This is a genomic window from Nocardiopsis trehalosi NBRC 14201 (assembly GCF_001552555.1).
Classification (GTDB): domain Bacteria; phylum Actinomycetota; class Actinomycetes; order Streptosporangiales; family Streptosporangiaceae; genus Nocardiopsis_B; species Nocardiopsis_B trehalosi.
This window is the reverse complement of sequence record NZ_BCRK01000096.1, coordinates 1-23,792: the sequence shown is the minus strand read 5'-3', so window position 1 is coordinate 23,792 and position 23,792 is coordinate 1. Positions and strand designations below refer to the sequence as shown.

20 protein-coding genes are annotated in these 23,792 nt (G+C 76.0%); 13 read left to right on the top strand and 7 right to left on the bottom strand.

What is annotated here, in order from left to right; translation table 11 throughout:
• The first annotated feature begins 297 nt into the window (after positions 1-297).
• The 10 genes from NT8_RS17075 (at position 298) to NT8_RS17030 (ending at position 11,882) form a co-directional block, all read left to right on the top strand.
• Positions 298-1,473 (top strand): inositol-3-phosphate synthase, encoded by a 1,176-nt coding sequence (locus NT8_RS17075; protein WP_067970588.1) that lies wholly within the window; start codon positions 298-300, stop codon positions 1,471-1,473.
• A gap of 37 nt (positions 1,474-1,510) precedes the next feature.
• A complete protein-coding gene (locus NT8_RS17070; RefSeq protein WP_067970586.1) occupies positions 1,511-2,380 on the top strand; it encodes an SCO3242 family prenyltransferase in 870 nt (289 codons plus the stop codon).
• The gene (locus tag NT8_RS17065; protein ID WP_084469030.1) at positions 2,377-3,321 is read left to right on the top strand and encodes a sugar phosphate isomerase/epimerase family protein; all 945 of its coding nucleotides are present in this window, start codon (positions 2,377-2,379) and stop codon (positions 3,319-3,321) included. The genes NT8_RS17070 and NT8_RS17065 overlap by 4 nt, the downstream gene beginning before the upstream one ends.
• Positions 3,321-4,037 carry an EboA domain-containing protein gene (locus NT8_RS17060; protein ID WP_084469029.1) on the top strand — a complete coding sequence of 239 codons (717 nt, stop codon included), beginning with the start codon at positions 3,321-3,323 and terminating at the stop codon, positions 4,035-4,037. Before NT8_RS17065 ends, NT8_RS17060 begins: the two co-directional genes overlap by 1 nt.
• On the top strand, positions 4,037-4,909 hold the full coding sequence (locus NT8_RS17055; protein WP_067970584.1) for a TatD family hydrolase: 873 nt from the start codon (positions 4,037-4,039) through the stop codon (positions 4,907-4,909). The genes NT8_RS17060 and NT8_RS17055 overlap by 1 nt, the downstream gene beginning before the upstream one ends.
• 4 nt (positions 4,910-4,913) lie before the next feature.
• Positions 4,914-6,083 carry a metabolite traffic protein EboE gene (gene eboE / locus NT8_RS17050; protein ID WP_067970582.1) on the top strand — a complete coding sequence of 390 codons (1,170 nt, stop codon included), beginning with the start codon at positions 4,914-4,916 and terminating at the stop codon, positions 6,081-6,083.
• Positions 6,080-7,465 carry a nucleotide pyrophosphatase/phosphodiesterase family protein gene (locus tag NT8_RS17045; RefSeq protein ID WP_067970580.1) on the top strand — a complete coding sequence of 462 codons (1,386 nt, stop codon included), beginning with the start codon at positions 6,080-6,082 and terminating at the stop codon, positions 7,463-7,465. Before eboE ends, NT8_RS17045 begins: the two co-directional genes overlap by 4 nt.
• A 65-nt stretch (positions 7,466-7,530) precedes the next feature.
• Positions 7,531-8,535: a sugar phosphate isomerase/epimerase family protein gene (locus NT8_RS17040; RefSeq protein ID WP_067970578.1), complete on the top strand. Its 1,005-nt coding sequence runs from the start codon at positions 7,531-7,533 to the stop codon at positions 8,533-8,535.
• 34 nt (positions 8,536-8,569) lie between these two features.
• Positions 8,570-10,699 carry a PQQ-dependent sugar dehydrogenase gene (locus NT8_RS17035; RefSeq protein WP_067970577.1) on the top strand — a complete coding sequence of 710 codons (2,130 nt, stop codon included), beginning with the start codon at positions 8,570-8,572 and terminating at the stop codon, positions 10,697-10,699.
• A gap of 226 nt (positions 10,700-10,925) precedes the next feature.
• Complete coding sequence (locus tag NT8_RS17030; protein WP_067970575.1) at positions 10,926-11,882, top strand: sugar phosphate isomerase/epimerase family protein; 957 nt, start codon at positions 10,926-10,928, stop codon at positions 11,880-11,882.
• A 214-nt stretch (positions 11,883-12,096) separates the two neighbouring features.
• Here NT8_RS17030 and NT8_RS17025 read toward each other — a convergent pair whose 3' ends face one another.
• From NT8_RS17025 to paaN, 5 genes are all read right to left on the bottom strand, one after another.
• The gene (locus NT8_RS17025) at positions 12,097-12,885 is read right to left on the bottom strand and encodes a 1,2-phenylacetyl-CoA epoxidase subunit PaaC (RefSeq protein WP_067970573.1); all 789 of its coding nucleotides are present in this window, start codon (positions 12,883-12,885) and stop codon (positions 12,097-12,099) included.
• Positions 12,886-13,073: 188 nt separating this feature from the next.
• Positions 13,074-13,886 (bottom strand): DUF6082 family protein, encoded by an 813-nt coding sequence (locus tag NT8_RS17020; protein WP_245646221.1) that lies wholly within the window; start codon positions 13,884-13,886, stop codon positions 13,074-13,076.
• A gap of 67 nt (positions 13,887-13,953) precedes the next feature.
• On the bottom strand, positions 13,954-14,571 hold the full coding sequence (locus tag NT8_RS17015) for a DUF6879 family protein (RefSeq protein WP_067970571.1): 618 nt from the start codon (positions 14,569-14,571) through the stop codon (positions 13,954-13,956).
• Positions 14,564-14,785, bottom strand: a complete 222-nt coding sequence (locus NT8_RS17010) for a hypothetical protein (protein WP_245646220.1) — start codon at positions 14,783-14,785, stop codon at positions 14,564-14,566. Before NT8_RS17010 ends, NT8_RS17015 begins: the two co-directional genes overlap by 8 nt.
• 418 nt (positions 14,786-15,203) lie before the next feature.
• A complete protein-coding gene (gene paaN / locus NT8_RS17005; protein WP_067970567.1) occupies positions 15,204-16,886 on the bottom strand; it encodes a phenylacetic acid degradation protein PaaN in 1,683 nt (560 codons plus the stop codon).
• Between the two features lie 505 nt (positions 16,887-17,391).
• Here paaN and NT8_RS17000 point away from each other — a divergent pair.
• From NT8_RS17000 to NT8_RS16990, 3 genes are all read left to right on the top strand, one after another.
• The gene (locus NT8_RS17000; protein ID WP_174549585.1) at positions 17,392-18,012 is read left to right on the top strand and encodes a TetR/AcrR family transcriptional regulator; all 621 of its coding nucleotides are present in this window, start codon (positions 17,392-17,394) and stop codon (positions 18,010-18,012) included.
• 398 nt (positions 18,013-18,410) lie between these two features.
• Positions 18,411-20,708 carry a hypothetical protein gene (locus NT8_RS16995; RefSeq protein WP_245646219.1) on the top strand — a complete coding sequence of 766 codons (2,298 nt, stop codon included), beginning with the start codon at positions 18,411-18,413 and terminating at the stop codon, positions 20,706-20,708.
• A gap of 669 nt (positions 20,709-21,377) precedes the next feature.
• Entirely contained in the window at positions 21,378-21,743 is a 366-nt protein-coding gene (locus NT8_RS16990; RefSeq protein ID WP_067970592.1) for an STAS domain-containing protein, read from the top strand.
• A gap of 95 nt (positions 21,744-21,838) precedes the next feature.
• On the opposite strand, the gene NT8_RS16985 is transcribed toward NT8_RS16990, so the two are convergent.
• Both NT8_RS16985 and NT8_RS16980 read right to left on the bottom strand, forming a co-directional pair.
• Positions 21,839-22,549 (bottom strand): M50 family metallopeptidase, encoded by a 711-nt coding sequence (locus tag NT8_RS16985; RefSeq protein ID WP_067970565.1) that lies wholly within the window; start codon positions 22,547-22,549, stop codon positions 21,839-21,841.
• 196 nt (positions 22,550-22,745) lie between these two features.
• Positions 22,746-23,588 carry a DUF6585 family protein gene (locus NT8_RS16980; protein ID WP_067970563.1) on the bottom strand — a complete coding sequence of 281 codons (843 nt, stop codon included), beginning with the start codon at positions 23,586-23,588 and terminating at the stop codon, positions 22,746-22,748.
• Positions 23,589-23,792: the final 204 nt, after the last annotated feature.

The following is a 23,792-nucleotide window of genomic DNA, read 5'->3' as shown; positions in this document are numbered from 1 at the left end:
TCCCCGTGACGTCCCCGCCCCGCCGTGCCCGACCACCGCCGCCGGCCGCCACCCACCGCAGCCCCACCCTCACGGAAGGAGATGGCGCATGACCGGCCGCACCGGCATGTGGCTCACCGGCGCCCCCACGATCCCCCGCTCCCTCCCCGCGTCCCTCCCGCCCGCCCGCCCCCGCTCCGCGTCCGCCCCGTCCCGCCCGCGCGGCGCCGCCGCGCCCCCCGCCCCGCGACCCGCCGCCGCGGGCCCGGTCCCCCCGCCGCCCCACGACCGGGCCGGCGACCAGCAAGGAGGAGTCGCATGAGCGGCCGTACCGGCGTGTGGTTCATCGGAGCGCGCGGCTCCGTCGCGACGACGACGGTCGCCGGCGCCCTCGCCATCGGCGCGGGCGCGGCCGACCGCACCGGGTGCGTCGCCGACCTGCCCGGCCCCGACGCCGCGGGCGCCCCCGACATCACCGACCTAGTCTTTGGCGGGCACGACGTCGACGGGTGCACGCTGCCCAAGCGCGCCGAGGCGCTGGCCCAGGCCGGGGTGCTGCCCGCCCACCTGCCCGCAGCGGTGGCCGAGGGGCTCGCCGCCGCCGAGGCCCGCGTCCGCCCCGGGGCGACCGCCGGCGACGCCGGGCGGTCCGCCGCCGACCGGATCGCCGCCGACCTGCGCGCGTTCCGGGCGGACAACGGGCTCGACCGGGTCGTCGTGGTCGACGTCTCCAGCACCGAGCCGCCGCTGTCGGAGGCCGCCGCACGGGCGACCGCGACCCTGCCCGCGCTGGAGGCCGCGCTCGACGCGGGCACCCCGGACCTGCCCGCCAGCACCCTCTACGCCTACGCGGCGTTCCGCGCCGACTGCCCGTTCGTCGCGTTCACCCCCAGCCCCGGGCCGCGCCCGCCCGCGCTCGCCGCGCTCGCCCGCGACCGGGGCCTGCCGTGGGCCGGGTCCGACGGCAAGACCGGCGAGACCCTGCTGAAGACCGCCCTGGCCCCGATGTTCGCCACGCGGGCGCTGCGGGTGCGGTCGTGGTCGTCGGTCAACCTGCTCGGCGGGGGCGACGGCGCGACGCTGGCCGACCCGGCCGCCGCCGACAGCAAGACGGCGTCCAAGGCGCAGGGGCTGCGGCGCATCCTCGGCCACCCCGTGGACGGGCCGCTGCACATCGACTACGTGCCGGACCTGGGCGACTTCAAGACGGCGTGGGACCACGTCGCGTTCGACGGGTTCCTCGGCACCCGGATGACCCTCCAGTTCACCTGGGCGGGGTGCGACTCGGCGCTGGCCGCGCCGCTGGTGCTCGACCTGGCCCGGCTGACCGCCCGCGCGCAGGAGGTGGGGCGCAGTGGGGCGCAGGCCGCGCTCGGGTTCTTCTTCAAGGACCCGGCGGGCAGCGACGAGCACCGACTGGCCGCGCAGTGGGACGCCCTGGTGGCCTGGTGCGCGGAACTGGGCGCCGGCCCGGACGGGGAGGCGGCGCGATGAGACCCGCCGATCCCGGCCGCAGCGGGGGTGGTGCGCGGTGAACCCCCGGATTCGCGCGTTCGTCGACCTCGTCCGGCTGCCCGCCGCCCTCACCGTCCCCGGCGACACGCTCGCCGGGGCGGCCGCCGCGGGCCGGCCCCTCGGCCGCCGCACCTGGGCGCTGCCGGCCGCGTCGGCCTGCCTGTACTGGGCGGGCATGGCCCTCAACGACTACGCCGACCGCGAGCTGGACGCCGTCGAGCGCCCCGAGCGGCCCATCCCGTCGGGCCGGGTGCGGCCCGGCGAGGCGTTGGCCGTCGCGGTGGGGCTGACCGCCGCCGGGGTCGGCGTCGCGGCGGCGGCGGGCGGCCGCCGCACCGCGCGCACCGCCGCCGCGCTGGCGGCCGGGGTGTGGTGCTACGACCTGGTCCTCAAGCCGACCCCGCTCGGCCCGGCGGGCATGGCCGCCAACCGGGCGCTGGACGTGCTGCTGGGCGCCGGGCCCCGGCCGCGCGCGGCCGCCCTGCCCGCCGCCGCGCTGGCCGTGCACACCCTGGGGGTGACCGCGCTGAGCCGGGGCGAGGTCCACGGGGCCCGGCGCGGCACGGCGGAGGCCGTCCTCGCCGGGACCGCGACGGCCGCGCTGCTCGCCGCCGCCCCGCCGCGCACCGGCGGGGCGCCGTCCGCGCGCGCGGCGGCCGCCGCGCTGGCGGCGGTGTTCGCGGCGAGCGCGGGGACCGCGCAGGCCGCCGCGGCGCGCACGCCCGACGCGGCCACCGTGCGGGCGGCCACCGGCGCCGGCATCCGGGCGATGATCCCGCTCCAGGCGGCCCTGGCCGCCCGCGCGGGCGCCGTCGGGACCGCGTTCGGCCTGCTCGCGGCGGGCCCGGTGGCCCGCGCCGCCACCCGGGTGGTGGCGGCGACATGAGCCTGCGACTGGGGTACGGCAGCAACGGGTTCGGCGACCACCGGCTGGACGACGCGCTCGCCGTCATCGCCGACCTCGGCTACGAAGGGGTGGCGCTCACCCTCGACCACCCGCACCTCGACCCGTTCGCGCCCGACGCCTCGGCGCGCACGGCCGCGATCGCCCGCCGGCTGGCCGACCTGGGGCTGGCGGTCGTGGTCGAGACCGGCGCCCGCTACCTGCTCGACCCGTGGCGCAAGCACGAGCCGACGCTGGTCTCCGACACCGGGCGGGACCTGCGCGTGGAACTGCTGCGGCGGGCCGTGCGCATCGGCGCCGAACTCGGCGCCGAGGCCGTGTCGTTCTGGTCCGGCATCCTCCCCGAGGGCGTCCCGGACGCGGTCGGCTGGGACCGGCTGACCGCCGGCACCGCCGAGGTGCTGGCCGAGGCCGGCCGGTACGGGGTGGTGTGCGCGTTCGAACCGGAGCCGGGCATGTTCGCGGCCACCCTCACCGACGTCGCCGAGCTGCGGCGCCGCCTGGGCGACCCCGACCGGCTGCGGGTGACGGTCGACGTCGGCCACCTCGTCTGCAACGAGCCGCTGCCCGCCGCCGACTGCGTGCGCCGCACCGGCCCGCTGATCGCCAACGTGCAGCTGGACGACATGCGGCCGGGCGTGCACGAGCACCTGGAATTCGGCGCGGGCGAGATCGACCTGCCCGGGGTGCTCGGCGCGCTGATCGACACCGGGTACCGGGGCCTGGCGTCGGTGGAGCTGCCCCGCCACGGGCACGCCGCCCCTCTGGTGGCCGCCCGTTCGCTGGCCGCCCTCCGCGCCGCCCTGGCGCGGGCCGAGGCGGTCCGCGCGGCGGCGCGGGTCCCCGCCGGCGCCGCGCCGCCGCCCGCCCGGGGCCGCACGGCCCCGCAGAACCCGCCGACCCGGAACGGGGGTGGCCGCTGATGGCCGAGACGACCGGACTCCCCGCGCCGGTGCGGGAGCGCCTGGCCGCGCTCACCGCCGAGATCGCCGCCGACCCGGCCCGCATCGCCACCGCGTTCCCCGCCGCAGCGCGCCGCGCGGGGCGCGGCCCGGGGCCGTCGGGCGACCCGGCGGGCATCGCCGGGCCGACGCTGGACGACCTGGTCCGGGGTGAGCTGCTCGCCGCCCTGGCGAAGGCGGTGCCCGCCGACCGGCTCGCCGCCGAGACCGCCGACCTCTACCGGTACGGCGACAGCGACGAGAAGCGCGCGGTCCTGCGCGCGCTGCCCCGGCTGGGCCTGCCCGACGCGGCGGTCGCCCCGCTGCTCGCCGACGCCCTGCGCGGCAACGACCCGCGGCTGCTCGCCGCCGCTCTGGGCACCCCGGCGGCCGCGGCCCTGGACGACGCGGCGTGGCGGCACGGCGTGCTGAAGTGCCTGTTCACCGGGGTCCCGGTGGGCGCCCTGGCGCTGGTGGCCGAGCGCGCCGACGCCGAACTGGCCCGGATGGTCGCCGACCACGCCGTCGAGCGGATCGCCGCCGGGCGCGACGTGCCCGCCGACGCGTGGCCGCTGCTCGCCGGCCACCCCGCCCACCGCGCCGCCGTGGAGCGGGCCGCCGCCGACCGCGCCGCCGCGCTCGCACCGGCTCCGGGCGCCGCCCGCCCCGCCCCCGACCACCCCCGCAAGGAGGCGTGATGCGCATCTTCGACCCGCACATCCACATGACGTCCCGCACCACCGACGACTACGCGCGGATGCACGCCGCGGGCGTGCGCGCCGTGGTGGAGCCCGCGTTCTGGCTGGGCCAGCCGCGCACCGGGGTCGGCTCGTTCACCGACTACTTCGACGCGCTGGTGGGCTGGGAGCGCTTCCGGGCCGGGCAGTTCGGCATCCGCCACCACTGCGCGCTCGCCCTCAACCCCAAGGAGGCCAACGACCCCCGCTGCGCGGGCGTGCTCGACGTGCTGCCCCGCTACCTCGCCAAGGACGGGGTGGTCGCCGTGGGGGAGGTCGGGTTCGACTCCCAGACCGCCGACGAGGAGAAGGCGTTCCGCCGCCAGCTCGACATGGCCGCCGAGCACGGCCTGCCGGTGCTCGTGCACACCCCCCACCGCGACAAGGCCGCCGGCACCCGGCGCACCCTGGAGCTGGTGGCCCGGTCGGGCATCCCCCCGGAGCGGGTGCTGGTGGACCACCTCAACGAGACCACCGTCGCCATGGTGGACGACTCCGGGTGCACACTCGGGTTCTCCATCTACCCCGACACCAAGATGGACGCCCGCCGCATGGTGCGCATCCTCGCCGAACGCGGGCTGGAGCGGGTGGTCGTCAACTCCGCCGCCGACTGGGGGCACAGCGACCCGCTGAGCACGGCCCGCACCGGCGAGGCCATGCTCGCCGCCGGGTTCACCGAGGCCGACGCCGAGCGGGTGCTGTGGGACAACCCCGTGGAGTTCTTCGCCCGCAGCGGGCGGCTGCTGCTGGACGAGGCCGTGCCCGACGAAGGCGCCACGTTCGCCGGCAACTCGCTGCTGCGCGGCGCCCGCCCCGAGCCCGGGGAGGGGTGACGCCGTGCGCCTGCGCCACCCCGACGGCAGCACCGTCCACCTCGCCTACTGCACCAACGTCCACCCCGCCCAGGACATCGACGGGCTGATCGCACAGATCCGCACCTACGGGGCCGGGGTGCGCGCCGCCCTGGGCGCCGACCGGCTGGGCCTGGGCCTGTGGCTGCCCGCGCCCGCCGCGCGCACCCTGGCCGCCGACGGGCGGGAGGCCAAGCGCGTGGCCGCCGCGCTGGACGCCGCCGGGTGCGAGGTGGTCACGCTCAACGCGTTCCCCTACGCCGACTTCCACGCCCCCTCGGTCAAGCACGCCGTGTACTCCCCGGACTGGTCCGAACGGGCCCGCCTGGACTACACGCTCGACTGCGCCCGGGTGCTCGCCCGGCTGCTGCCCGACGACGCCGTGCGCGGCAGCGTCTCCACCGTCCCGCTGGGCTGGCGGGAGCCGTGGCCCGCCGAGCGGCACGCCGCCGCCCGCGCCCACCTGGACGAGCTCGCCGACGCCTTGGGCCGGCTCGCCGACGAGGAGTCCCGCACCGTGCGGGTCGCCCTGGAGGCCGAACCCGGGTGCGTCGTGGAGACCACCGCCGAGGCCGCCGACCGGCTCGCCGGGCTGCCGCCCGACCGCATCGGCGTCTGCCTGGACACCTGCCATCTGGCGGTCGCCTTCGAGGAGCCCGGCGCCGCCCTCGACCGGCTGACCGCCGCCGGGCTGCCGGTCGTCAAGCTCCAGGCGTCGGCGGCGGTGGAGGTGCCCGACCCGGCCGCCGCCGAGGGGCGGGCCGCGCTCGCCCCGTTCGCCGAGGACCGGTTCCTGCACCAGGTGCGCGAACACGCCGGCGGCGCCGTGACCGCCCGCGACGACCTGCCCGAGGCCCTGGGCGGCGCCGACCCGCTGCCCGGCGCCGGGCCGTGGCGGGTGCACTTCCACGTGCCCCTGCACACCCCGCTCGCCCCGCCGCTGCGCGGCACCGGCGACCACCTCGCCGCCACGCTCGGCCACGTGTTCGGCGGGCCCGCCCCGCTGACCGACCACGTCGAGGCCGAGACCTACACGTGGTCGGTGCTGCCCCCGGACCGGCGGCCGGCCGACGACGCCGGGCTGATCGCCGGGATCGCCGCCGAACTGGCCTGGACCCGCGACCGGCTCACCGACATCGGACTGGAGGTCCTATGACACGGCGGCTCCTCGTCGTCGACGTGGTCGGGCTGACCCCGAGGCTGCTCGCCCACGCCCCCCGGCTGCGCGCCCTGGCGGACGCCGGGTGGCAGGCCCCGCTCGACACCGTCCTGCCGGCGGTCACCTGCCCGGTGCAGTCGACCTTCCTCACCGGCGGGCTGCCCCGCGACCACGGCATCGTCGGCAACGGGTGGTACTTCCGCGACCTCGGCGAGATCATGTTCTGGCGCCAGCACAACGGGCTGGTCGGCGGCGAGAAGGTGTGGCAGACCGCGCGCCGGCACCGCCCCGGGTTCACCACCGCCAACGTGTGCTGGTGGTACGCCATGGGCGCCGACACCGACTGGACGGTCACCCCCCGCCCCGTCTACCACGCCGACGGCCGCAAGTCCCCCGACTGCTACACCCGGCCGCCCGAGCTGCACGGCGAGCTGACCGGGGAGCTGGGCGCGTTCCCGCTGTTCCAGTACTGGGGGCCCACCGCGTCGCTGCGCTCCACCGAGTGGATCGTCGCCGCCACCCGGCGGCTGCTGCCGCGCGCCGACCTCACCCTGTGCTACGTCCCGCACCTCGACTACGACCTGCAGCGGTACGGGCCGGACGCGCCGCAGGCCGCCGCCGCCGTGCGCGCCGTCGACGCGGCGCTGGCCCCGCTGCTGGACGACGCCGCCGCGCTGGACGCGCGGGTGCTCGTCCTCAGCGAGTACGGCATCGCCCCCGCCGACCGGCCGGTGCACCTCAACCGGGCGCTGCGCGAGGCGGGGCTGACCGAGGTCTACACCCAGCACGGCATGGAGTACCTGGACCCGTGGGCGTCGCGGGCGTTCGCCGTCGCCGACCACCAGGTGGCGCACGTCTACGTCGCCGACCCGGCCGACGTGCCGCACACCGCCGACCTGCTGCGCGCGCTGCCGGGCGTCGACCTGGTACTCGACCGGGACGCCCAGGCCGCCCACGGGATCGACCACGCCCGCTCCGGCGACCTGGTCTGCGTGGCCGACCGGGGGGCCTGGTTCACCTACTACTACTGGGGCGACGACGCGGCGGCCCCCGATTTCGCGCGCGGCGTCGAGATCCACCGCAAGCCCGGCTACGACCCGGCCGAACTGTTCCTGGACCCCGCCGACGGCACCGCGAAGGCGCGGGCCGCCCTCGGCCTGGTCCGCAAGAAGGTCGGCCTGCGGTACGCCATGAACGTCGTCCCGCTGGACGGCCGGTGGGTGCGCGGCACCCACGGCCGCCTGCCCGACGACCCGGCGGACGGACCGGTGGTGCTGTGCACCGACCGGTCGCCGGCCCGCGACCGCGTCGCGGCCGCCGACGTCCGCGACCTGATGCTCGGCCTCGTCGGTGTGCCGGCACCGGCGGGGCCGGCCTGACCCTCCCCCGGCCCCCGATCCACGACAGCCACCGACCGCAACGACACCCTGGAGGTTCCCCGACCATGGCCCGACCGATCACCCTCTTCACCGGACAGTGGGCCGACCTGCCGTTCGAGGAGGTGTGCCGACTCGCGTCGTCGTGGGGCTACGACGGCCTGGAGATCGCCTGCTGGGGTGACCACCTCGACGTCCGTCGGGCCGCCGAGGACGACGCCTACGTCGCCGACCGGCACGCCGTGCTGGAGCGGCACGGCCTGAAGGTGTGGGCGATCTCCAACCACCTGCTCGGCCAGGCCGTCTGCGACGACCCGATCGACCAGCGGCACCGCGACATCGTGCCGTCCCACATCTGGGGCGACGGCGACCCCGAGGGCGTGCGCACCCGCGCCGCCGAGGAGATGAAGACGACGGCGCGCGCGGCCGCCCGCATGGGCGTGTCGACCGTCGTCGGGTTCACCGGGTCGGCGATCTGGAAGTACGTCGCGATGTTCCCGCCGGTGCCGGCTTCGGTCATCGACGCCGGATACGCCGACTTCGCCGACCGGTGGAACCCCATCCTCGACGTGTTCGACGAGGTGGGCGTGCGGTTCGCGCACGAGGTGCACCCCTCCGAGATCGCCTACGACCACTGGAGCACGGTCCGCGCGCTGGAGGCGGTCGGCCACCGCCCCGCGTTCGGGCTGAACTGGGACCCCAGCCACATGGTGTGGCAGGACGTCGACCCCGTCGGGTTCCTGTGGGACTTCCGCGACCGCATCTACCACGTCGACTGCAAGGACACCCGGCGCCGCACCGGCAACGGGCGCAACGGGCGCCTCGGCTCGCACCTGCCCTGGGGCGACCCGCGGCGCGGCTGGGACTTCGTGTCGACCGGGCACGGCGACGTGCCGTGGGAGGACTGCTTCCGCGTCCTCAACTCCATCGGCTACGACGGCCCCCTCTCCATCGAATGGGAGGACGCCGGCATGGACCGGCTGACCGGGGCGGCCGAGGCGGTGCGCTTCGTCCGCGAGCACGCCTACGACCCGCCCGAGTCCTCCTTCGACTCCGCCTTCGGGTCGGAGTGACGGTTCTGCAGTACCCCCGCTGAAAGGACCCCCCATGCAGTACTCCACCGGCCTCGCGGCGGCGGCCGCGGCGGCCGCCCTCCTCCTCGCGGCCCCCACCGCCGCGCTGGCCGACCCCGCCGCCGAGGGCGGCGGGTCGGCTCCCCCCGAGAGCGACTTCCAGAAGACCACCCTCAACGACCTGCCCGGCGAACCCATCGACCTCGCCGTCCTGCCCGACAGCCGGGTGCTGCACACCACCCGCGACGGCCAGGTGTGGATGCACGACCCCGACACCGGGCTGAACACGCTCGCCGGCGAGTTCGACGTCTACGAGCACGACGAGGAGGGGCTGCAGTCCATCGCCGTCGACCCCGACTTCGGGCAGCGGGGCGGCCGCTCCGACTGGGTGTACCTGTACTACGCCCCGCCCATGGACACCCCGGTGGACGACCCCGCCACCCCCGACGTCAACGAGGGCGACGCCCCCGAGACCGGGTCGCCGGAGGACTTCGCCCCGTTCGAGGGGGTCACCCGGCTGTCGCGGTTCAAGTTCGAGGACGGGCGGATCGACGCCGGCTCCGAGCAGCACATCCTCGATGTGCCGGCGGACCGCGGGATCTGCTGCCACGTCGGTGGCGACATCGTCTTCGACGACAAGGGGCTGCTGTACCTGTCGACCGGCGACGACACCAACCCGTTCGCCTCCGGCGGCTACACCCCGATCGATGAGAGCGAGGGGCGCAACCCGGTCTACGACGCCCAGCGCACCTCCGCCAACACCGACGACCTGCGCGGCAAGGTGCTGCGCATCGACGTCGGCCGCGACGGCTCCTACACGATCCCGCGCGGCAACCTCTTCCCCAAGGGGAAGAAGGACACCCGTCCGGAGATCTACGCGATGGGGCTGCGCAACCCGTTCCGCATCGAGATCGACCCCGACAGCGGCGACCTCTACGTCGCCGACTACTCCCCGGACGCCTCGGTGGACGACCCGGCGCGCGGGCCGCGCGGGTACGGCAAGTGGGCCGTGGTGGACGAGCCCGCCAACTACGGGTGGCCCTACTGCGCCACCCCGGACCTGCCCTACGTCGACTACGACTTCGCCACCGGCGCCTCGGGCGAGAAGTTCGACTGCGCGAACCCGGTGAACGAGTCGCCCAACAACACCGGGCTGCGCGAGCTGCCGCCCGTCGAGCAGCCCGAGGTCTGGTACCACGGCGACGAGTCCGCCGAGTTCCCCGAGCTGGGCACCGGCGGAATCGGGCCCATGGCCGGCCCGTCCTACGAGTACGACCCGGCCGACGCGCGCGGCCGCGCCACCGTCGCCTGGCCCCGCCACTACGACGGGGTGCCGCTGTTCCACGAGTTCACCCGCGACTACGTCAAGGGGTTCCACCTGGACCGGCGGAACAACGTCGAGTCGATCGAGCACGTGCTGCCGTCGTTCGTCTTCGACAACCCGATGGACCTGGAGTTCGGCCCCGACGGCGCGCTCTACGTCCTGGAGTACGGCGACGGGTTCTTCGCGGAGAACCCCGACGCGCAGCTGTCCCGCATCGACTACATCGGCCGCGACGGCAACCACACCCCCGTCCCGGTGGCGGCCGCCGACCCGACCAACGGCGAGGCCCCGCTGACGGTGGACTTCAGCAGCGAGGGCACGGCCGACGCCGACGGCGACCGGCTGCGCTACGAGTGGCACTTCGACACCGACGGCCGGGTCGACTCCCGGGAGGCGAACCCGACCCACACCTTCACCGAGGACGGGCTGTACAACGTCGCGCTGAAGGTCACCGACCGGCACGGGCGCTCGGCGTCCGCCATGGTGCGGGTCGTCGTCGGCAACACCGCGCCGCAGGTGCGCCTGGTGGAGCCGGTCGACGGGCAGACCTTCCACTTCGGCGACGCCGTCGAGTTCGAGGTCGAGGTCACCGACGACCAGCCCGTGGACTGCGCCGCGGTCCGGGTCGACTACATCCTCGGCCACGACGACCACGGCCACCCCCAGACCCAGGCCAGCGGGTGCTCCGGCACCATCCAGACCACCGACCCGTCCGGGCACGACCCCGAGCACGACGACCTGGCGGGCGTGTTCGTCGCCACCTACACCGACCCCGGCGGCGAGGGCCTGCCCCCGCTGACCGGCAGCCACCAGGTCGTCCTGGAGCCGGTCGCCCACTGACCGGCCGCGGCCCCCGCCGGACCCCGCGGCCGCCCCGTACTCGGGGCGGGGCGGCCGCGCCCGGCGGGCCCGGCGGCCCGACCGCCGCCGGGCGCCCGCCCCGGTCCCGCCGCCCGAGCCTCCCGGGCGCGGGCCGGGGCGCGGCACCGACCGCCCTCCCCGCTGTCTCCCCTGCTGCTGTCTCCCGCACCGCCTCCCCCACCACTGCCACCACGAGGAGCACCCCATGTGCTACGGATACGACGGGAACGGGGCGCTGGAACGCGACCGGGCCCGCTCCGGCCGCGACCGGCGGTCCTTCCTGCGGACCTCGGCGGCCGTCGCCGCCACCGCCGGCCTGGCCGCCACGGGGCTGGCCGGGGCGGCCCCCGCCGCCGCCCACGGCCGTCACCGCCGCAAGGTCCCGCCCGGCCGCATCAGCATCCAGCTGTGGACGATGCGCGACTCCCTCAACGGGGAGCCCGGCTACGACGCGACGCTGGCCCGCCTCGCCGACATCGGCTACCCCAAGGTGGAGCTGGCCCTGGGCTACTTCGGCCGCACGGCGGCGGAGCTGCGCCGCTTCCTGGACGACCTGTGCCTGGAGGCCAGCTCCAGCCACGAGGGCGTCAGCGCCGACGAGGCCGCCCTGGAGCAGAAGATCGAGAACGCCGTCACCCTGGGCCAGTCGTCCATGGTCGTCCCGTTCCTGGAGTCCGCCGTCGAGGACGACTGGAAGCGGTGGGCCGAGCAGATGAACACCGAGGCCGCGGCCGCCCGCTCGGCGGGCATCCGCTACGGCTACCACAACCACGCGCACGAGTTCACGACCGACCTCGGCAACGGGCGCACCCCGTGGGACGTCCTCACCGCCGAGCTGGACCCGCGCCTGGTGCACCTGGAGATCGACATCTACTGGGCGGTCACCGGGGGCATCGAGAGCGGCGACGGCGCGGAGGACCCCGAGCGGTTCACCCTCGACGTCATCCGCTGCGCCCGGCAGAAGACCCGCCAGTACCACGTCAAGGACCGCAGCGCGGCGGACGGCGACATGGCCGACCTGGGCACGGGCACCATCGACTTCGCCCGCATCTTCCGCGGCCACGAGGTCGGCGAGTACATCGTGGAGAACGACACCCCCGACGTCACCCCGGAACGCTCCGCCGAGGTCGGCTACCGCTACCTCCGCCGCCTCCGCTACTGACCCCACGCCCCCGAGGCACCACCGACCCGCGCCGCCCCGCCCCCGCTCCGGGAGCGGGGCGGCCGCGCCTAACGGCGGCCGCCGGCGCCGGAAGGCAGGTATCGCGCGGGAGGCGGTGAGCCGACCCGCCGCCGCACAGCGGCCGCACGGATCAGCGCTCAGGTCCGAGTAGCCCGGAGCCCACACCACCACGACCCCACCCGCCGCGCGCCGGTCAACCCCTCCGGCGGGCGTGCAGGTCGGCTATCAGGGCCGGGAAGTCCGGGGTGTGCACGCCGTCGCGGCCGGACATGCCGTGCACGGCCGTGGGGGTGCTGTCGGGGCGGGCCAGCCCGGCGCGGTCGAGCGCGGCGTCGACGGCCGCCTCCCACCCCGGGCGCAGGACGGCCGGGTCGGGGACCGCCCCTGCGGCGGCCGCCGTCCGGGCGGTGCCGTCCAGGGTGAACAGCTCCCCGATGTCGGGCCAGGCGGCGGCCAGCGCCGCCGCCAACCGCTCGCGGCCCTCGGCGGCGGCCCCGATCCGCTCGGTCCACCCGGCGGCGCGCTGCCGGTGGCCCGCGACAACGGGCAGTGCGCCGTCGGCGAGCCCGGCCACGGCGGCGTCGGCGGACCGGGCCAGCGCGGTGCACAGCTCGGCGGCGTACCCGGCGTAGAGCAGGTGGCGGACGGCGGCGTGGGCGGCGTCGGTGTTCGGCAGCTCCACGAGGCGGCAGTTGGTGTACTGGTCGGTGTCGCGGCCGTAGGCCAGGTCGTCGGCGGACCGCAGCACCCCGGTGAGCTGCTCCTCCATGCGCCCGGCGCACTCCAGCAGCCGTCCGGCGAGGTCCGCGAGTTCCCGGGCCGCCGTGGCGGCCTCCGCGCGCATCCCGTCGGGCGCCCCGGTACCGGCCCCCGCGCCGTCGCCGAACTCCCGCAGCCGGTGCGCCGCGATCAGCGCGTCATCGCCCAGCCGCAGCACGTACGCGGTCACCGCCGCGTCGACGCCGGCCTCCCGCGACCCCATCTCGTTCACGTCGCTCTCACCCCCACCGCCCCCTGCCCACCCGCCCCGCTCCCACACCTCCCCACCACGCGAGCCGCCACGGCCCCACGCGCAACGGAACGGACGGCGCGACCGCGTTCGGCGGATTCAACGGGCAGCCCGGCGCTCAACGGCGCGGTCGGCGAGACCGCGTTCAGCGGGCGGCAGGCTCAGCGGCGCGGTCGGTCGCCCCGGCGCCGGAGCACCGCTGCGGCGAGCCCGCCGACGGCGCCGCCGACCGCGAACCCGACGGCCGCCGCCCGGCGGACGGCGCGCGGCGCCTCGGGCCCGGCGGCCCCGAACGGGAGCGGCGCGGCGGGAGCCGTCGCGCCGACGGGCGCGGTCTCCCCCGGAGCGGGCGGCGCGGTGCGCGCGGCCGGGTCGACGGGCGCGGCCGCCTCCGTCGTGGACGCGGGCATGGACGGACGCTCATCGAGGGCCGTCGTGCGGTGGTACTCCTCATCGAGGACGGTGGTGAACCTGCGGTCGACGCGGGTCGCGGCCGTGCGCAGCCGCGACTCCCGCGCCTCGGCCCAGTAGGCGCGGCCGGCCGCGCCGCTGAACATCTCGGCGGCGTTGGCGCGGAGCCGGACCTCGGGCAGCGCCCCGGCCCGGAAGGCGGTGCCCCACTGGGTGACGATCATGTTGCTGTAGAGGCGCTGGCGCCGCACCGCGAGGTCCTCGTCGGGGACGGGCCCCCAGCAGGCGTCCAGGTCGGGGTCGTCCATGGCCATACGGAGCAGCTCGGCCATGGCCTGCCGCCGGCCGTCGTCCACCGCCCGCCGGGTCTCCTTGACCTGGTAGTAGAGCGTGAACGCCACCCCGCCCAGCGCGAACACCGACAGAATGGCCGAAACCGCGCCATACGTCTGCCCGATGAGACTCCGCCGCTCCCACGCCCCCGACCCGCCGGGGTACAGGCCCAGGAACCAGGGCGAGGCGACCACGATCGCCAGGACGACGAGGACCAGGCAGGCCGTCACGGCGAGGAAGACCCCCGAAGCGCCGCGATCACCGCCCGGCGCAGGGCGGCGAATCCGGCGGCCGGGGTCAGGAGCCGGTGTGGACGGGCGTCCGCGCCGCGACCTCGCGGGCGAAGAAGTCGGCGAAGGGCTCGGCCTCGGCGTAGAGGCCGGCGATGGTGTCGGCTGCGGAGCGCGCGAGGTCGGGGGCGTCGACCCGCTTGGCGCCGGCGGGGGCCCAGCGGTCGTCGTAGCGGACCTCGTAGAGCACGCGTCCGCCGTAGACCATGAGTTCGGGAACGGGGGCGCGGGTCTCGAACCGGCGGATGCGGTCGGCGTCGATGACCCGGATGTCGAACCCGCTCTCCACGAATATGCGGTGACTGTGCATCTCCCACTGCAGATAGGGGGTCAACGGCTTCTCGGCGACCCGGAGGCGGCGGAGCCGGAGACCCTGCCGCCGGTAGGTTTCGGCCTCGGCGCGGATGTCGTCGCGCTCGTCCTCGAATATAGCGAGGACGCGGTCCCAGTCGCCGGCGAGGAACGCCTCCCACGCCGGGTCGCCGGACTCGTAGAACGTCTGCGAGCGCTCCAGCTTCCACACGTCGCCGGAGACCTCGCCGCTCGCGCGCAGTTCGGCGGCGTCGGCGCGGTAGGCGGCACGGTCGAGGGACCGGCCCTGGGCGCGGCGGATGGCGTCAAACATCGGCGATGTCGGGCTTGGCGGAGCGGAGCATGACGCCGGGGATGACGACCATGCGCTCGTCGGCGCCGATGGTCAGACCGGCGGGCAGGCGGTCGCCGAAGCGCTCGGTCACGTCGCGGCCGACGATGGCGACGTCACCGTTGTCGAGTTCCCAGATCTCCGGGCAGTCGTCGTTGAGCCGGCTGGTCTCCAATTCCGCGGCGGTCTTTCCCATACGCCGTTTGAACTGCGCGGAAGAATCGACGTCCCATAGACGATCCACCGGTGTCCTCCCGTGGTCAGGGGTCGGTGCGGAAAAAGCGTCCCACAGGGCGGATTATGTCACCGGAAGAGCTTGATCGGCGGCATTCGGCCGGAGCAGGCCGATCATTCGGCGCCGGCGCCGGTCCCAAACGCGACGGGCGGCACGCCCTGCGTCCCAAGGGGTTCCGCCCGCGCCCGCTGCGGCGCGGACCCGCGGGACCGACGGCCGGACACCACCTTGTCGCGAAATCACGCCATAAGGCCGACGATCGACCAGCACACCACCGGTCGCTTTTCCGGACGCGGAATCGATGAGGAAATGCCGGACCGTATTCGGCGGCGCATCGTGGGCGCGGAAGGGTGACGGTGCGCCGCCGACCGGATACGGGTCAGGCCGGGTGGCGGGACTGGGTGAGGCGGAATCGGGGGGTGATGAACGCCGGGTCGGTCAGGGAGCTGGTGGCGGCGGGGTTGGCGCCCGTGCCGTGGTAGTCGCTGAACGCCGCCGACTGGTTGACCAGGATCGACCCGGTGAGGTTGACCGAGAGGTTGACGCCCGCGTCGACGGCGGTCTCCTCGGCGGCGGTCAGGACGGCCGGGTCGGTGGAGTAGACCGCGGCGGTCAGGGCGCCCCGCTCGGTGGTGGTGGCGTGCAGCAGCCGGAGCGACTCGCCGGTGTCGGCCGTCTGCACCACGAACGCGATCGGGCCGAAGTGCTCGCGCCCGTAGACGTCCCGCCGGTCGGCCGGGACGCTGACGATCAGCGGGGTGCGCACGACCGCGTCGGCGTACTCGGGGTGGACGACCTCGCTCGACGGCAGGACGGTCTCCCCCAGGTCGGCGGCCGCGGCGACGCGGTCGAGGACGGCGTCGCCGGAGATGGCGCCGAGCAGCGCGACCGCCCGCGCCGGGTCGGCCAGCAGGTCGCGGACCGCGGCGCCGAGGTCGGCGGCGACCTCGGCGGCCGACTTGTGCCCCTCGTCGGTGGCGATGCCGCCGCGCGGCACGAGGATGTTCTGCGGGGTGGTGCACATCTGCCCGCTGTAGAGGGACAGCGACGACGCGAGGTTGCCGAGCATCCCCCGGTAGGCGTCGGTGGAGTCCACGACGACCGTGTTGACCCCCGCCTTCTCCGTGCAGACGAACGCCTGGCGGGCGTTGGCCTCCAGCCAGTTCCCGAACTCGGTGGAGCCGGTGAAGTCGATGATCCGCACCTCGGGCCGGGTGGCCAGGCGGGCGGCGAGCCGCTCGTCGGGGCGCTCGGCGGCGAGCAGGACGGTGTCGGGCTCCAGGCCCGCCTCGGCCAGGACCTCGCGGGCGACGGCCACGGTGATGGCCAGCGGCAGGACCGCGCGCGGGTGCGGCTTCACCACGACCGGGTTGCCGGTGGCCAGGCTGGCGAAGAGCCCCGGGTAGGCGTTCCAGGTGGGGAACGTGCCGCAGCCGATGACCAGGCCGGTGCCGCGCGGCACCACGTGGAACCGCTTGTCGAGCACCTGGGCGCCGCCCCGGCGCTGCGGCTTCTCCCAGCGGACGGTGCGGGCGTAGCGGGTGGTGAGGTCGTAGGCGTAGGCGACGGCCTCCAGGCCGCGGTCCTGGGCGTGCGGTCCGCCCGCCTGGAACGCCATGACGAACGCCTGCCCGGTGGTGTGCTGCACGGCGTGGGCGATGGTGAAGCTCCGCTGGTTCAGCCGGTGCAGGATCTCCAGACAGACGCCGGCCCACCCCTCGGGCCCGGCGGCGCGCCACGACGGGGCGGCGGCGCGGGACGCGGCGAGGAGGGTGTCGGCGTCGGCGTGCGGGTAGCCGACGCCGAGCGGGATGCCGTAGGGGGAGCGCTCGGTGACGATGCGCTCGTCACCGCCGGGCTGGTCGATGGGGAAGTCCGCCCCGAGCAGCGCGGTGAACGCGGCCTCGCCCTCGGCGGCGGCGTCGGGGCCGTACACCTTGGGGCTGGGCGACTCGGGGTAGGCGCTGTGGAAGCCCCGGCCGTGGACGGCCGCGACGGCGTCCTCCAGGGTGGTGCGATGGCGTTCGAAGAGCTGTGCCGGGTCGGCGCTGACTGTGGCCACGTGGTCTCCAGGACGGTTCGCTGCGGAGGGCCCGCACACGCGCGGGCCGCGCGCCCCGCGACCCGGGGCGCCCCAAGGCATTGATAACCGACCGATCGTTCAGTTACAAGGTGCACCGCTCCGCACCCACCCCCGACGTACCGGTCGGTGGCGCCGCGGCCGCCCGGCACACGTCGCCCCGCACCGCCCTCGCCGCGCGGACCGAGCCGACCCCGACAGGCGGCCTCGATCGGTCCCGGGCGTCCGCCCCTCGGCGACGCCGGCCGCTGAAGCCACAGCGGCGTCCGATCCGCGTTTGATCCGTCCCCATCTGGGAGCGGATGGGACGGAGCAGACGTCGGGGCGGACCGCGCCGGCAGGGGGCCGTACCCGACCGTCCGATGAGCTGACGCCCGGCTCCGCCGTTCGCCGTGATCGGGAACGGTGGCCGCCCGCCCGGAATCCGCCGGACGGGCGCGGGTATCGGTGGGGCGGGCGGGGCGGCGGCGGGGTAGATTCTCCGGTCATGGGGGGTTCCGAGGTGCCGGAGGCGGCCACCGCGGCGCGGCGACGGGCGGGGCGGCCCGGCCATGACGCCGAGTCGGTGCTGCGGGTGGCCGTGCGCGTGTTCACCGAGCGCGGCTACGACGGCACCAGCATGGAGGACCTCGCCCGTTCGCTCGGGGTGACGAAGTCAGCCATCTACCACCACGTGTCGGGCAAGTCCGACCTGCTCCAGCGGTCGCTCGACCGCGCCCTGGACGCGCTGTTCGCCGTCACCCGCGAACCCGGGGCCACCACCGGCCCCGCCATCGACCGGCTGGAGCACGTGGTGCGCGGCAGCGTCCGGGTGCTGGTGGCCGAACTCCCGCACGTCACCCTGCTGCTGCGGGTGCGCGGGAACACGCCGGTCGAGCGGCGCGCCCTGGAGCGGCGCCGCGAGTTCGACCGGTTCGTCGGCGACCTGGTGCGCGCCGGGGTGGAGGCCGGCGACATCCGCCCCGACGTGGACCCGGCGATCGCCGGCCGGCTGCTGTTCGGCATGGTCAACTCGCTGGTCGAGTGGTACCGCCCCGGGCGGGGCGTCGACGCCGACGAACTGGCCGACACCCTGGCCGCCGTCGCGTTCTCCGGCCTGCGCGCCTGAGCCCGACGGCCGCCCCTATGGCGGCTCGTGGTCCGGTGCCCCGGCCGAGCGCGCCGCCCACCACCGCTCACCGACCCGGCCGCGCGCCCGCGTCCCGACCTGCCCCATCTGCGCCCCGCGTCCGCCCAGCCAGAACCACTCACCGACCCGGCCGCTCCGCCCGTCTCCCTCCGGGGGGCGGTGAGGGGGGTTTCGGGGTACCCGAGGGCATCCGTTCCTTCTGTTCGTATCGGTGGTGGTATGGGGGATGGCGGCGCGGTGGGGCGCCGCTACCTGCGGGCATTACCCGTCGTGGGCGTTCCGCGACAGCCCCGCGCACGTCCCACGATGGCGTCGGCGCGCGGGCTAGGGTGAGGTCTCGGTTCTTCCGGGCAACGCGCGAAGGGGGGAGGCGCGCCGTGGCTCTGCGCGGCCTGCTGACACGCGCCGCGGCCGGATGCGCGGCCCTCGTCGCGCTCCTGGCGAGCGGAGCCGTCCCCGCCGCCGCCTCGCCCGGGGCCCCGGCCCCGCACCGGCCCGAGGGCCCCGTGGTGCTGATCGGGGTCCCCGGCCTGCTGTGGGAGGAGGTCGACGACGCCACCACCCCCGTCCTGTGGGACCTCGCCGGGCGCGGCGCGATCGGCAACATGTCGATCCGCACCGTCACCTCGCGCACCTGCCCGGTCGACGGCTGGCTGACGGTGTCGGCGGGCGAGCGGGCCTCCAGCGAGCGGCAGCGCCACTCCATCTGCGAACTCCCCGTGCCGCCCGAACGGGCCGGGGCGGGGGCCGTCGTCCCGGACTACGCCGCCTACGTCACCGACAACGCCGCCTCGTCCTACGGCGCCCGCGTCGGCCTGCTCGGCACGACGGTGCGCGCCGCCGGCGGCACGACCCTGGCGGTGGGGCCGGGCGCCGCACTGGCGGCGGCCGACACCTCGGGCGAGGTCGACCGCTACCTGCCGCACCCCGCCGACCTGACGCCCGCCGACCTCGACGGCGCGTGGCTGGCCGTCATCGACCTCGACGGCCTGGCCGACCTCTACCTGGACCCGCCCGAGGACCCCGACGCCGACCCCGCCGAGGAACCCGCCGACCCCGAGTCCGACCTCGACTCCGCCGAGGAGCCCGAGCCCGATCCGCCCCAGGACGACGACCGCACCGCCGCGCTGGCCGGCATCGACGCCGAGGTCGGCCGCGTCCTGGACCTGCTGCCCCCCGGGTCGCCGGTGATGGTGGCCGGGGTGTCGGTGGAGGCGGGGTCGTCCAAACTGAACGCGGCGCTGCTGCACGGCCCCGGCCCGGGCGGCACCGTCTACGACGGCGGCTTCCTGGTGTCGGAGTCCACCCGGCGTCCCGGGCTGATCACGCTCACCGACGCCACCACCACCCTGCTGCACGCCCTGGCGCTGCCCACCCAGCCCGGCATGGTCGGCCGGGCGTGGCAGGAGGCGCCGCGCCCCGACGGCACGGACGCGGCGGTCGGCGAACTCGCCGACTTCAACACCGCCGCGCTGGTGGTGCAGTCGCTGATGGCGGGCTTCTTCAGCCTCCTCGTCGCCCTCCAGCTGCTGATCTACGCCGCCGCCGCGTACGCGCTGCACCGCTACGGCGACCGCGACCGCGACAAGCGCGCCGCCGTGCTGGCGGTGACCCGGGTGGTGGCGCTGGGCGGCGCCGCGTTCCCGGTGTCGAGCTACCTGGCGAACCTCATCCCGTGGTGGTCGTCGTCGGTGCCGCAGCTGGCCCTGCCCGCGTGCGTGCTGCTGCTCGACGCCCTCGTGGTGGGCCTGGCCATGGCCGGCCCGTGGCGGCGCGACATCCTGGGCCCCATGACCGTGGTGGCGTGCGTGACCACCGGGGTGCTGTTCGTGGACATGTGCACGGGCGCCACCCTGCAGATGAACTCGCCCACCGGCTACACCCCCATCGTCGGCGGCCGCTTCTACGGCCTCGGCAACATCGCCTTCGCCACGTTCGCCACCGGCATGCTGATGGCGCTGGCCGGGGTCTCCCGCCCGCTGCTGCTGGCCGGGCGGCGCGCGGCGGCGGTCGCGGTGTCGGCGGCCATCGGCGTGGCCACCCTGTTCGTCATCGGCTGGCCCGGCCTGGGCACCGACTTCGGCGGGGTGCTGGCGCTGGTGCCCGGCCTGACGGTGACGGTGCTGATGATCGCCGGGCGACGGGTGACCGTCGCCTGGATGGCGGCGGTCGGGCTGGCCGCGGTCGTGGTCATCGGGGCGCTCGCCTACCTCGACTACCTGCGCCCGCCCAACGAGCGCAGCCACTTCGGGCTGTTCGCCGGGCAGGTCCTGGACGGCGAGGCGTCGACCGTGCTCGCCCGCAAGTTCGGGGCGATGCTGGGTTCGCTGGGCAACTGGCAGCTCACCCTGCTCGCCGCGTGCGCGCTGCTGTTCCTGTTCGCGGTGCTGAACAAGCCGACCGACTGGAAGGTGGGCGCCCTGCAGCGGGCCTACGAGTACGCGCCGACGCTGCGCGCCGGGTTGACGGGGTCGCTGGTGACGGCGCTGGCCGGGTTCGCGGTCAACGACTCCGGCATCGCGATCCCCGCTCTGGCGCTGACCGTGGCGGTGCCGCTGACCCTGTCGGCGTGCACGTGGGTGCTGCAGCAGGAGGGCCCGCGCCATCCCGCCCCGTCCGCCGACGGGGGCCGGGCCGCCGCGCCCGAGCGGCGCCCGCTTCCGGACACCCGCTGAGGCCGCGCGCCGCGCCGGCGCCACGTGGGCTTGCTCACGCACGGTGGTCGCGGTCCGTGTCCGCCCCCTCCGGCGCGGGTGACGGGCCCGTTCGCGGCCGCGCCGCGCCGTTCCGCCGCCGCGGGCGGCGGGGCGCCGGGGACGGCGGCCGCGCCCGGCCGCCTTTGCCGAGGTCGGCGCCCGACCCCCGGCGGGAACCCGGTCGGGGGATCGCCCGTCGGCGGTGCGCGCGGCCGGGAACGCCTGCGGCGCGGGCGTCCAATAGCACGAGCGCGACGGCACCCGGGTGGCCTCCCCCACGTCGCACACGTCACGATCAGGCCACGATCCTGTGGTAGTGTCCGGGTCGGATGCCGGTTCTAAGCGCCTTAGGAAGAGGGGGAGCCGCGCCTGTGTCGCACAGGCCGCTCAGGTGAGGCCGAACCCGTCCACGTATCCGGCCACCCTGGCCGCTGCCGACAGTGACGGCACCACGATGACTCATGCAAATGCCTGACAGATTTCCCCGCTGTCGGCATGGGGGAAGCGACTGTGAACCGTAAGTCCCGCCCGAGCGGCGTGCCCGCGCACGTGCCCCACGGCACCCTGGGCGTCCGCGCCCGGTCCGGAGGCCCGCGCCGCGCGATCCCCGCCGCCCGCGCGACCTCGGCGCCTCACCTCGGAGCGAACATGCCCGCGCTGAAGACCACCCGCCGCACCCGCGACCACGGCCTCGTCCTGCTGCTCGACGGCGAGATCGACATGGCCACCGAGCAGCAGTTCCACCGCGCCGTCGCCGAGACCCTGGCGGAGGCGCCCGGCGGACGCGTCGTCCTCGACTGCGCCCGCCTGTCCTTCATCGACTCCAGCGGCCTGCGCGTCCTCATCCAGGCGCACCGCAGCGCCCGCGAGGACGGCAGCACGCTGGCCATCGCCGCGCCGAGCGACCGCGTCGCGCAGATCCTGCGGGTGACCGCGATCGACACCCGCATCCCGGTCTTCCCGACCGCCGACGCCGCGCTCGCCGCCCCGCTGGGCAGCCCCACCGCCGGCTGACCGCCGCCGAACGCGCACCACGACGCCGGAGGGCGCCGCGGGACCACCCGGTCCCCGGCGCCCTCCGGCGTTCGCGCGGCCCGCGGCCGCCGTTCTCAGAACAGCAGCAGCCACACGCCGAGCACCAGGACGGCCAGGTTGACCAGGCCGAAGAACACCACCCACACCGTGCCGGGCACGCCGGTGAGCCGGTCGAGCTGGTCGGCGTCGGACTGCGGCGACGGCTGGCGGCGGCGCTGGGACTGCAGCTCGAACACCGGGCGCACCCCGGCGAACAGCAGGAACCAGATGAAGAAGTACGCGAACCCCGCCTGCACCTCGGCCGGGGTGAACCACGACACGGCGAACACCAGCGCGCCCGTGCCCACGACCGACACCACGCCGTAGACGTTGCGGATCAGCAGCAGCATGCCGGCGAGCACGACGATGCTCAGCCACAGCAGGGCGGTGATGCGGTTGTCCAGCAGCAGCAGGATGCCGAACAGGCCCACCAGCGACGGGGTGATGTAGCCGGCGGCGACGGTGAGGATCATGCCGATGCCGTCGGGCCGGCCGCGCGACACGGTCACCCCGGAGGTGTCGGAGTGCAGCCGGATGCCGGTCAGGGTGCGCCCGCTGAGGACGGCGACGACCGCGTGCCCGCCCTCGTGGGCGATGGTCACCACGTTGCGGGCGATGCGCCAGGGGCCGCGCACCAGGACCACGACCAGGGCGAGCACCCCCACGGCGATGATCAGCCACTGCGGCGGGGCCGACTGGACCTGGAAGACGTCCTGCCACACCTCCGCCAGGGAAGTTCCCTCCATGAGCCCCGTTCTCCGTTCCGGTCGGCACGCTGGCCGTGCGGTCGGCGGCGCGCGTCGCGGCGGGGGCCGCGGCGCGCCCGGGGGGCCGGTGCGCGGCGGCGACGGACGCGCCCGGCGGTCCGCACTACGCGAACTGTAGGGCATACGCGGGGCCGCCCGGTCCGCGCGGCGGGGGGCGGCCCCGGCGGGGGGCGGCTCAGACGAGGGCGGCCCCGCTGTAGTGGCGGACCACGGCGGCGAGCACGAGGAGGTTCGGCACGTAGGCGATCCGCAGGGAGGAGCGGAAGAACCTGCCGGAGCGCTTGACCGTGAGGTGGCCGTTCTCGACCGACAGGGCGGTGATCTCGTTCCACCGGGTCTCGGCGCCGTCCACCACGAGCCCGTCGGCGGTGACGGCGGCCGGGCCGAACTCGACCCGGCGGCCCGCGGCCAGCTCCGCGAGGACCGCGGGCAGGTGGGTGCGGGTGATGCCCTCCTCCAGCATCGGGCCCCAGACGTCCATCTGCGCGAAGAGCGGGGCGCGGACGAGGTCGCCGGGGTTCTCCGCCTCGGTGGCGCCGCCGAGCACGGAGAGCAGGACGACGTTCCGGCCCATGGCGACCGGCGGCTGCGTGAGGTTGAGCAGGGCGTAGGAGTAGGTGGTGGCGGCCTCCGTGCGGCGGACGGCGCTGACCAGGAGCCGGGTGTCGGCCCAGCGGTAGGGCAGGACGCGCCCCTTCGGGCCGCGCAGGACCGCGCCCTGGCCGAAGATGTGCAGTTCCTGGCCGCTGCGGGCGTCCTTGGACGCGATCCACATGCCCGCCACGGGCAGGACGACGAACGCCGCGCAGACGATGACGGCGCCGACGACGCTCCCCAGCATGCCCATCAGGTACACCATGTACAGGATGAAGGCGTCGAGCAGCAGGACCGGGACGAGAACGACCACCGGGTACCAGGGGGACGCCTGGCCCGGCCGGAACACCGCCCGCCTCTCCCCCGTCGCCGCCTGCCGCGCGGCCTCGTCCACGGGGTCCTGGGGGAACGCGGATTCCACCATCTCTGCACTCCTTCGTGGGGTCCGATGGAGTGCAGGGGCGCCCGCGCGGCGGACAGGGGGCCGCGGGGCCCGCCGGTCCGGGTTCGCGGAGAGTTCGACCGGAAGACGCTTATCCGGCCGGCCCCGGCGGAGGGGACCGCCTCGGCCCCCGTTTCCGCCCCGGAGCGGGGGGCGCGGCGGGGCGGGCCGCCGCCCGCCCCGCCA

Bases quoted from the DNA above. Each gene is read 5' to 3' on its own strand.
- NT8_RS17015 (WP_067970571.1), bottom strand. From the start codon at position 14,571: ATGTTTGACGCCATCCGCCGCGCCCAGGGCCGGTCCCTCGACCGTGCC.
- NT8_RS16985 (WP_067970565.1), bottom strand. From the start codon at position 22,549: ATGGAGGGAACTTCCCTGGCGGAGGTGTGGCAGGACGTCTTCCAGGTC.
- NT8_RS17060 (WP_084469029.1), top strand. From the start codon at position 3,321: ATGGCCGAGACGACCGGACTCCCCGCGCCGGTGCGGGAGCGCCTGGCC.
- NT8_RS17010 (WP_245646220.1), bottom strand. From the start codon at position 14,785: ATGGGAAAGACCGCCGCGGAATTGGAGACCAGCCGGCTCAACGACGAC.
- NT8_RS16990 (WP_067970592.1), top strand. From the start codon at position 21,378: ATGCCCGCGCTGAAGACCACCCGCCGCACCCGCGACCACGGCCTCGTC.
- NT8_RS17045 (WP_067970580.1), top strand. From the start codon at position 6,080: ATGACACGGCGGCTCCTCGTCGTCGACGTGGTCGGGCTGACCCCGAGG.
- NT8_RS17035 (WP_067970577.1), top strand. From the start codon at position 8,570: ATGCAGTACTCCACCGGCCTCGCGGCGGCGGCCGCGGCGGCCGCCCTC.
- NT8_RS17075 (WP_067970588.1), top strand. From the start codon at position 298: ATGAGCGGCCGTACCGGCGTGTGGTTCATCGGAGCGCGCGGCTCCGTC.
- NT8_RS17000 (WP_174549585.1), top strand. From the start codon at position 17,392: ATGGGGGGTTCCGAGGTGCCGGAGGCGGCCACCGCGGCGCGGCGACGG.
- NT8_RS17040 (WP_067970578.1), top strand. From the start codon at position 7,531: ATGGCCCGACCGATCACCCTCTTCACCGGACAGTGGGCCGACCTGCCG.
- NT8_RS17065 (WP_084469030.1), top strand. From the start codon at position 2,377: ATGAGCCTGCGACTGGGGTACGGCAGCAACGGGTTCGGCGACCACCGG.
- NT8_RS17030 (WP_067970575.1), top strand. From the start codon at position 10,926: ATGTGCTACGGATACGACGGGAACGGGGCGCTGGAACGCGACCGGGCC.
- NT8_RS17055 (WP_067970584.1), top strand. From the start codon at position 4,037: ATGCGCATCTTCGACCCGCACATCCACATGACGTCCCGCACCACCGAC.
- NT8_RS17025 (WP_067970573.1), bottom strand. From the start codon at position 12,885: ATGGGGTCGCGGGAGGCCGGCGTCGACGCGGCGGTGACCGCGTACGTG.
- NT8_RS16980 (WP_067970563.1), bottom strand. From the start codon at position 23,588: ATGGTGGAATCCGCGTTCCCCCAGGACCCCGTGGACGAGGCCGCGCGG.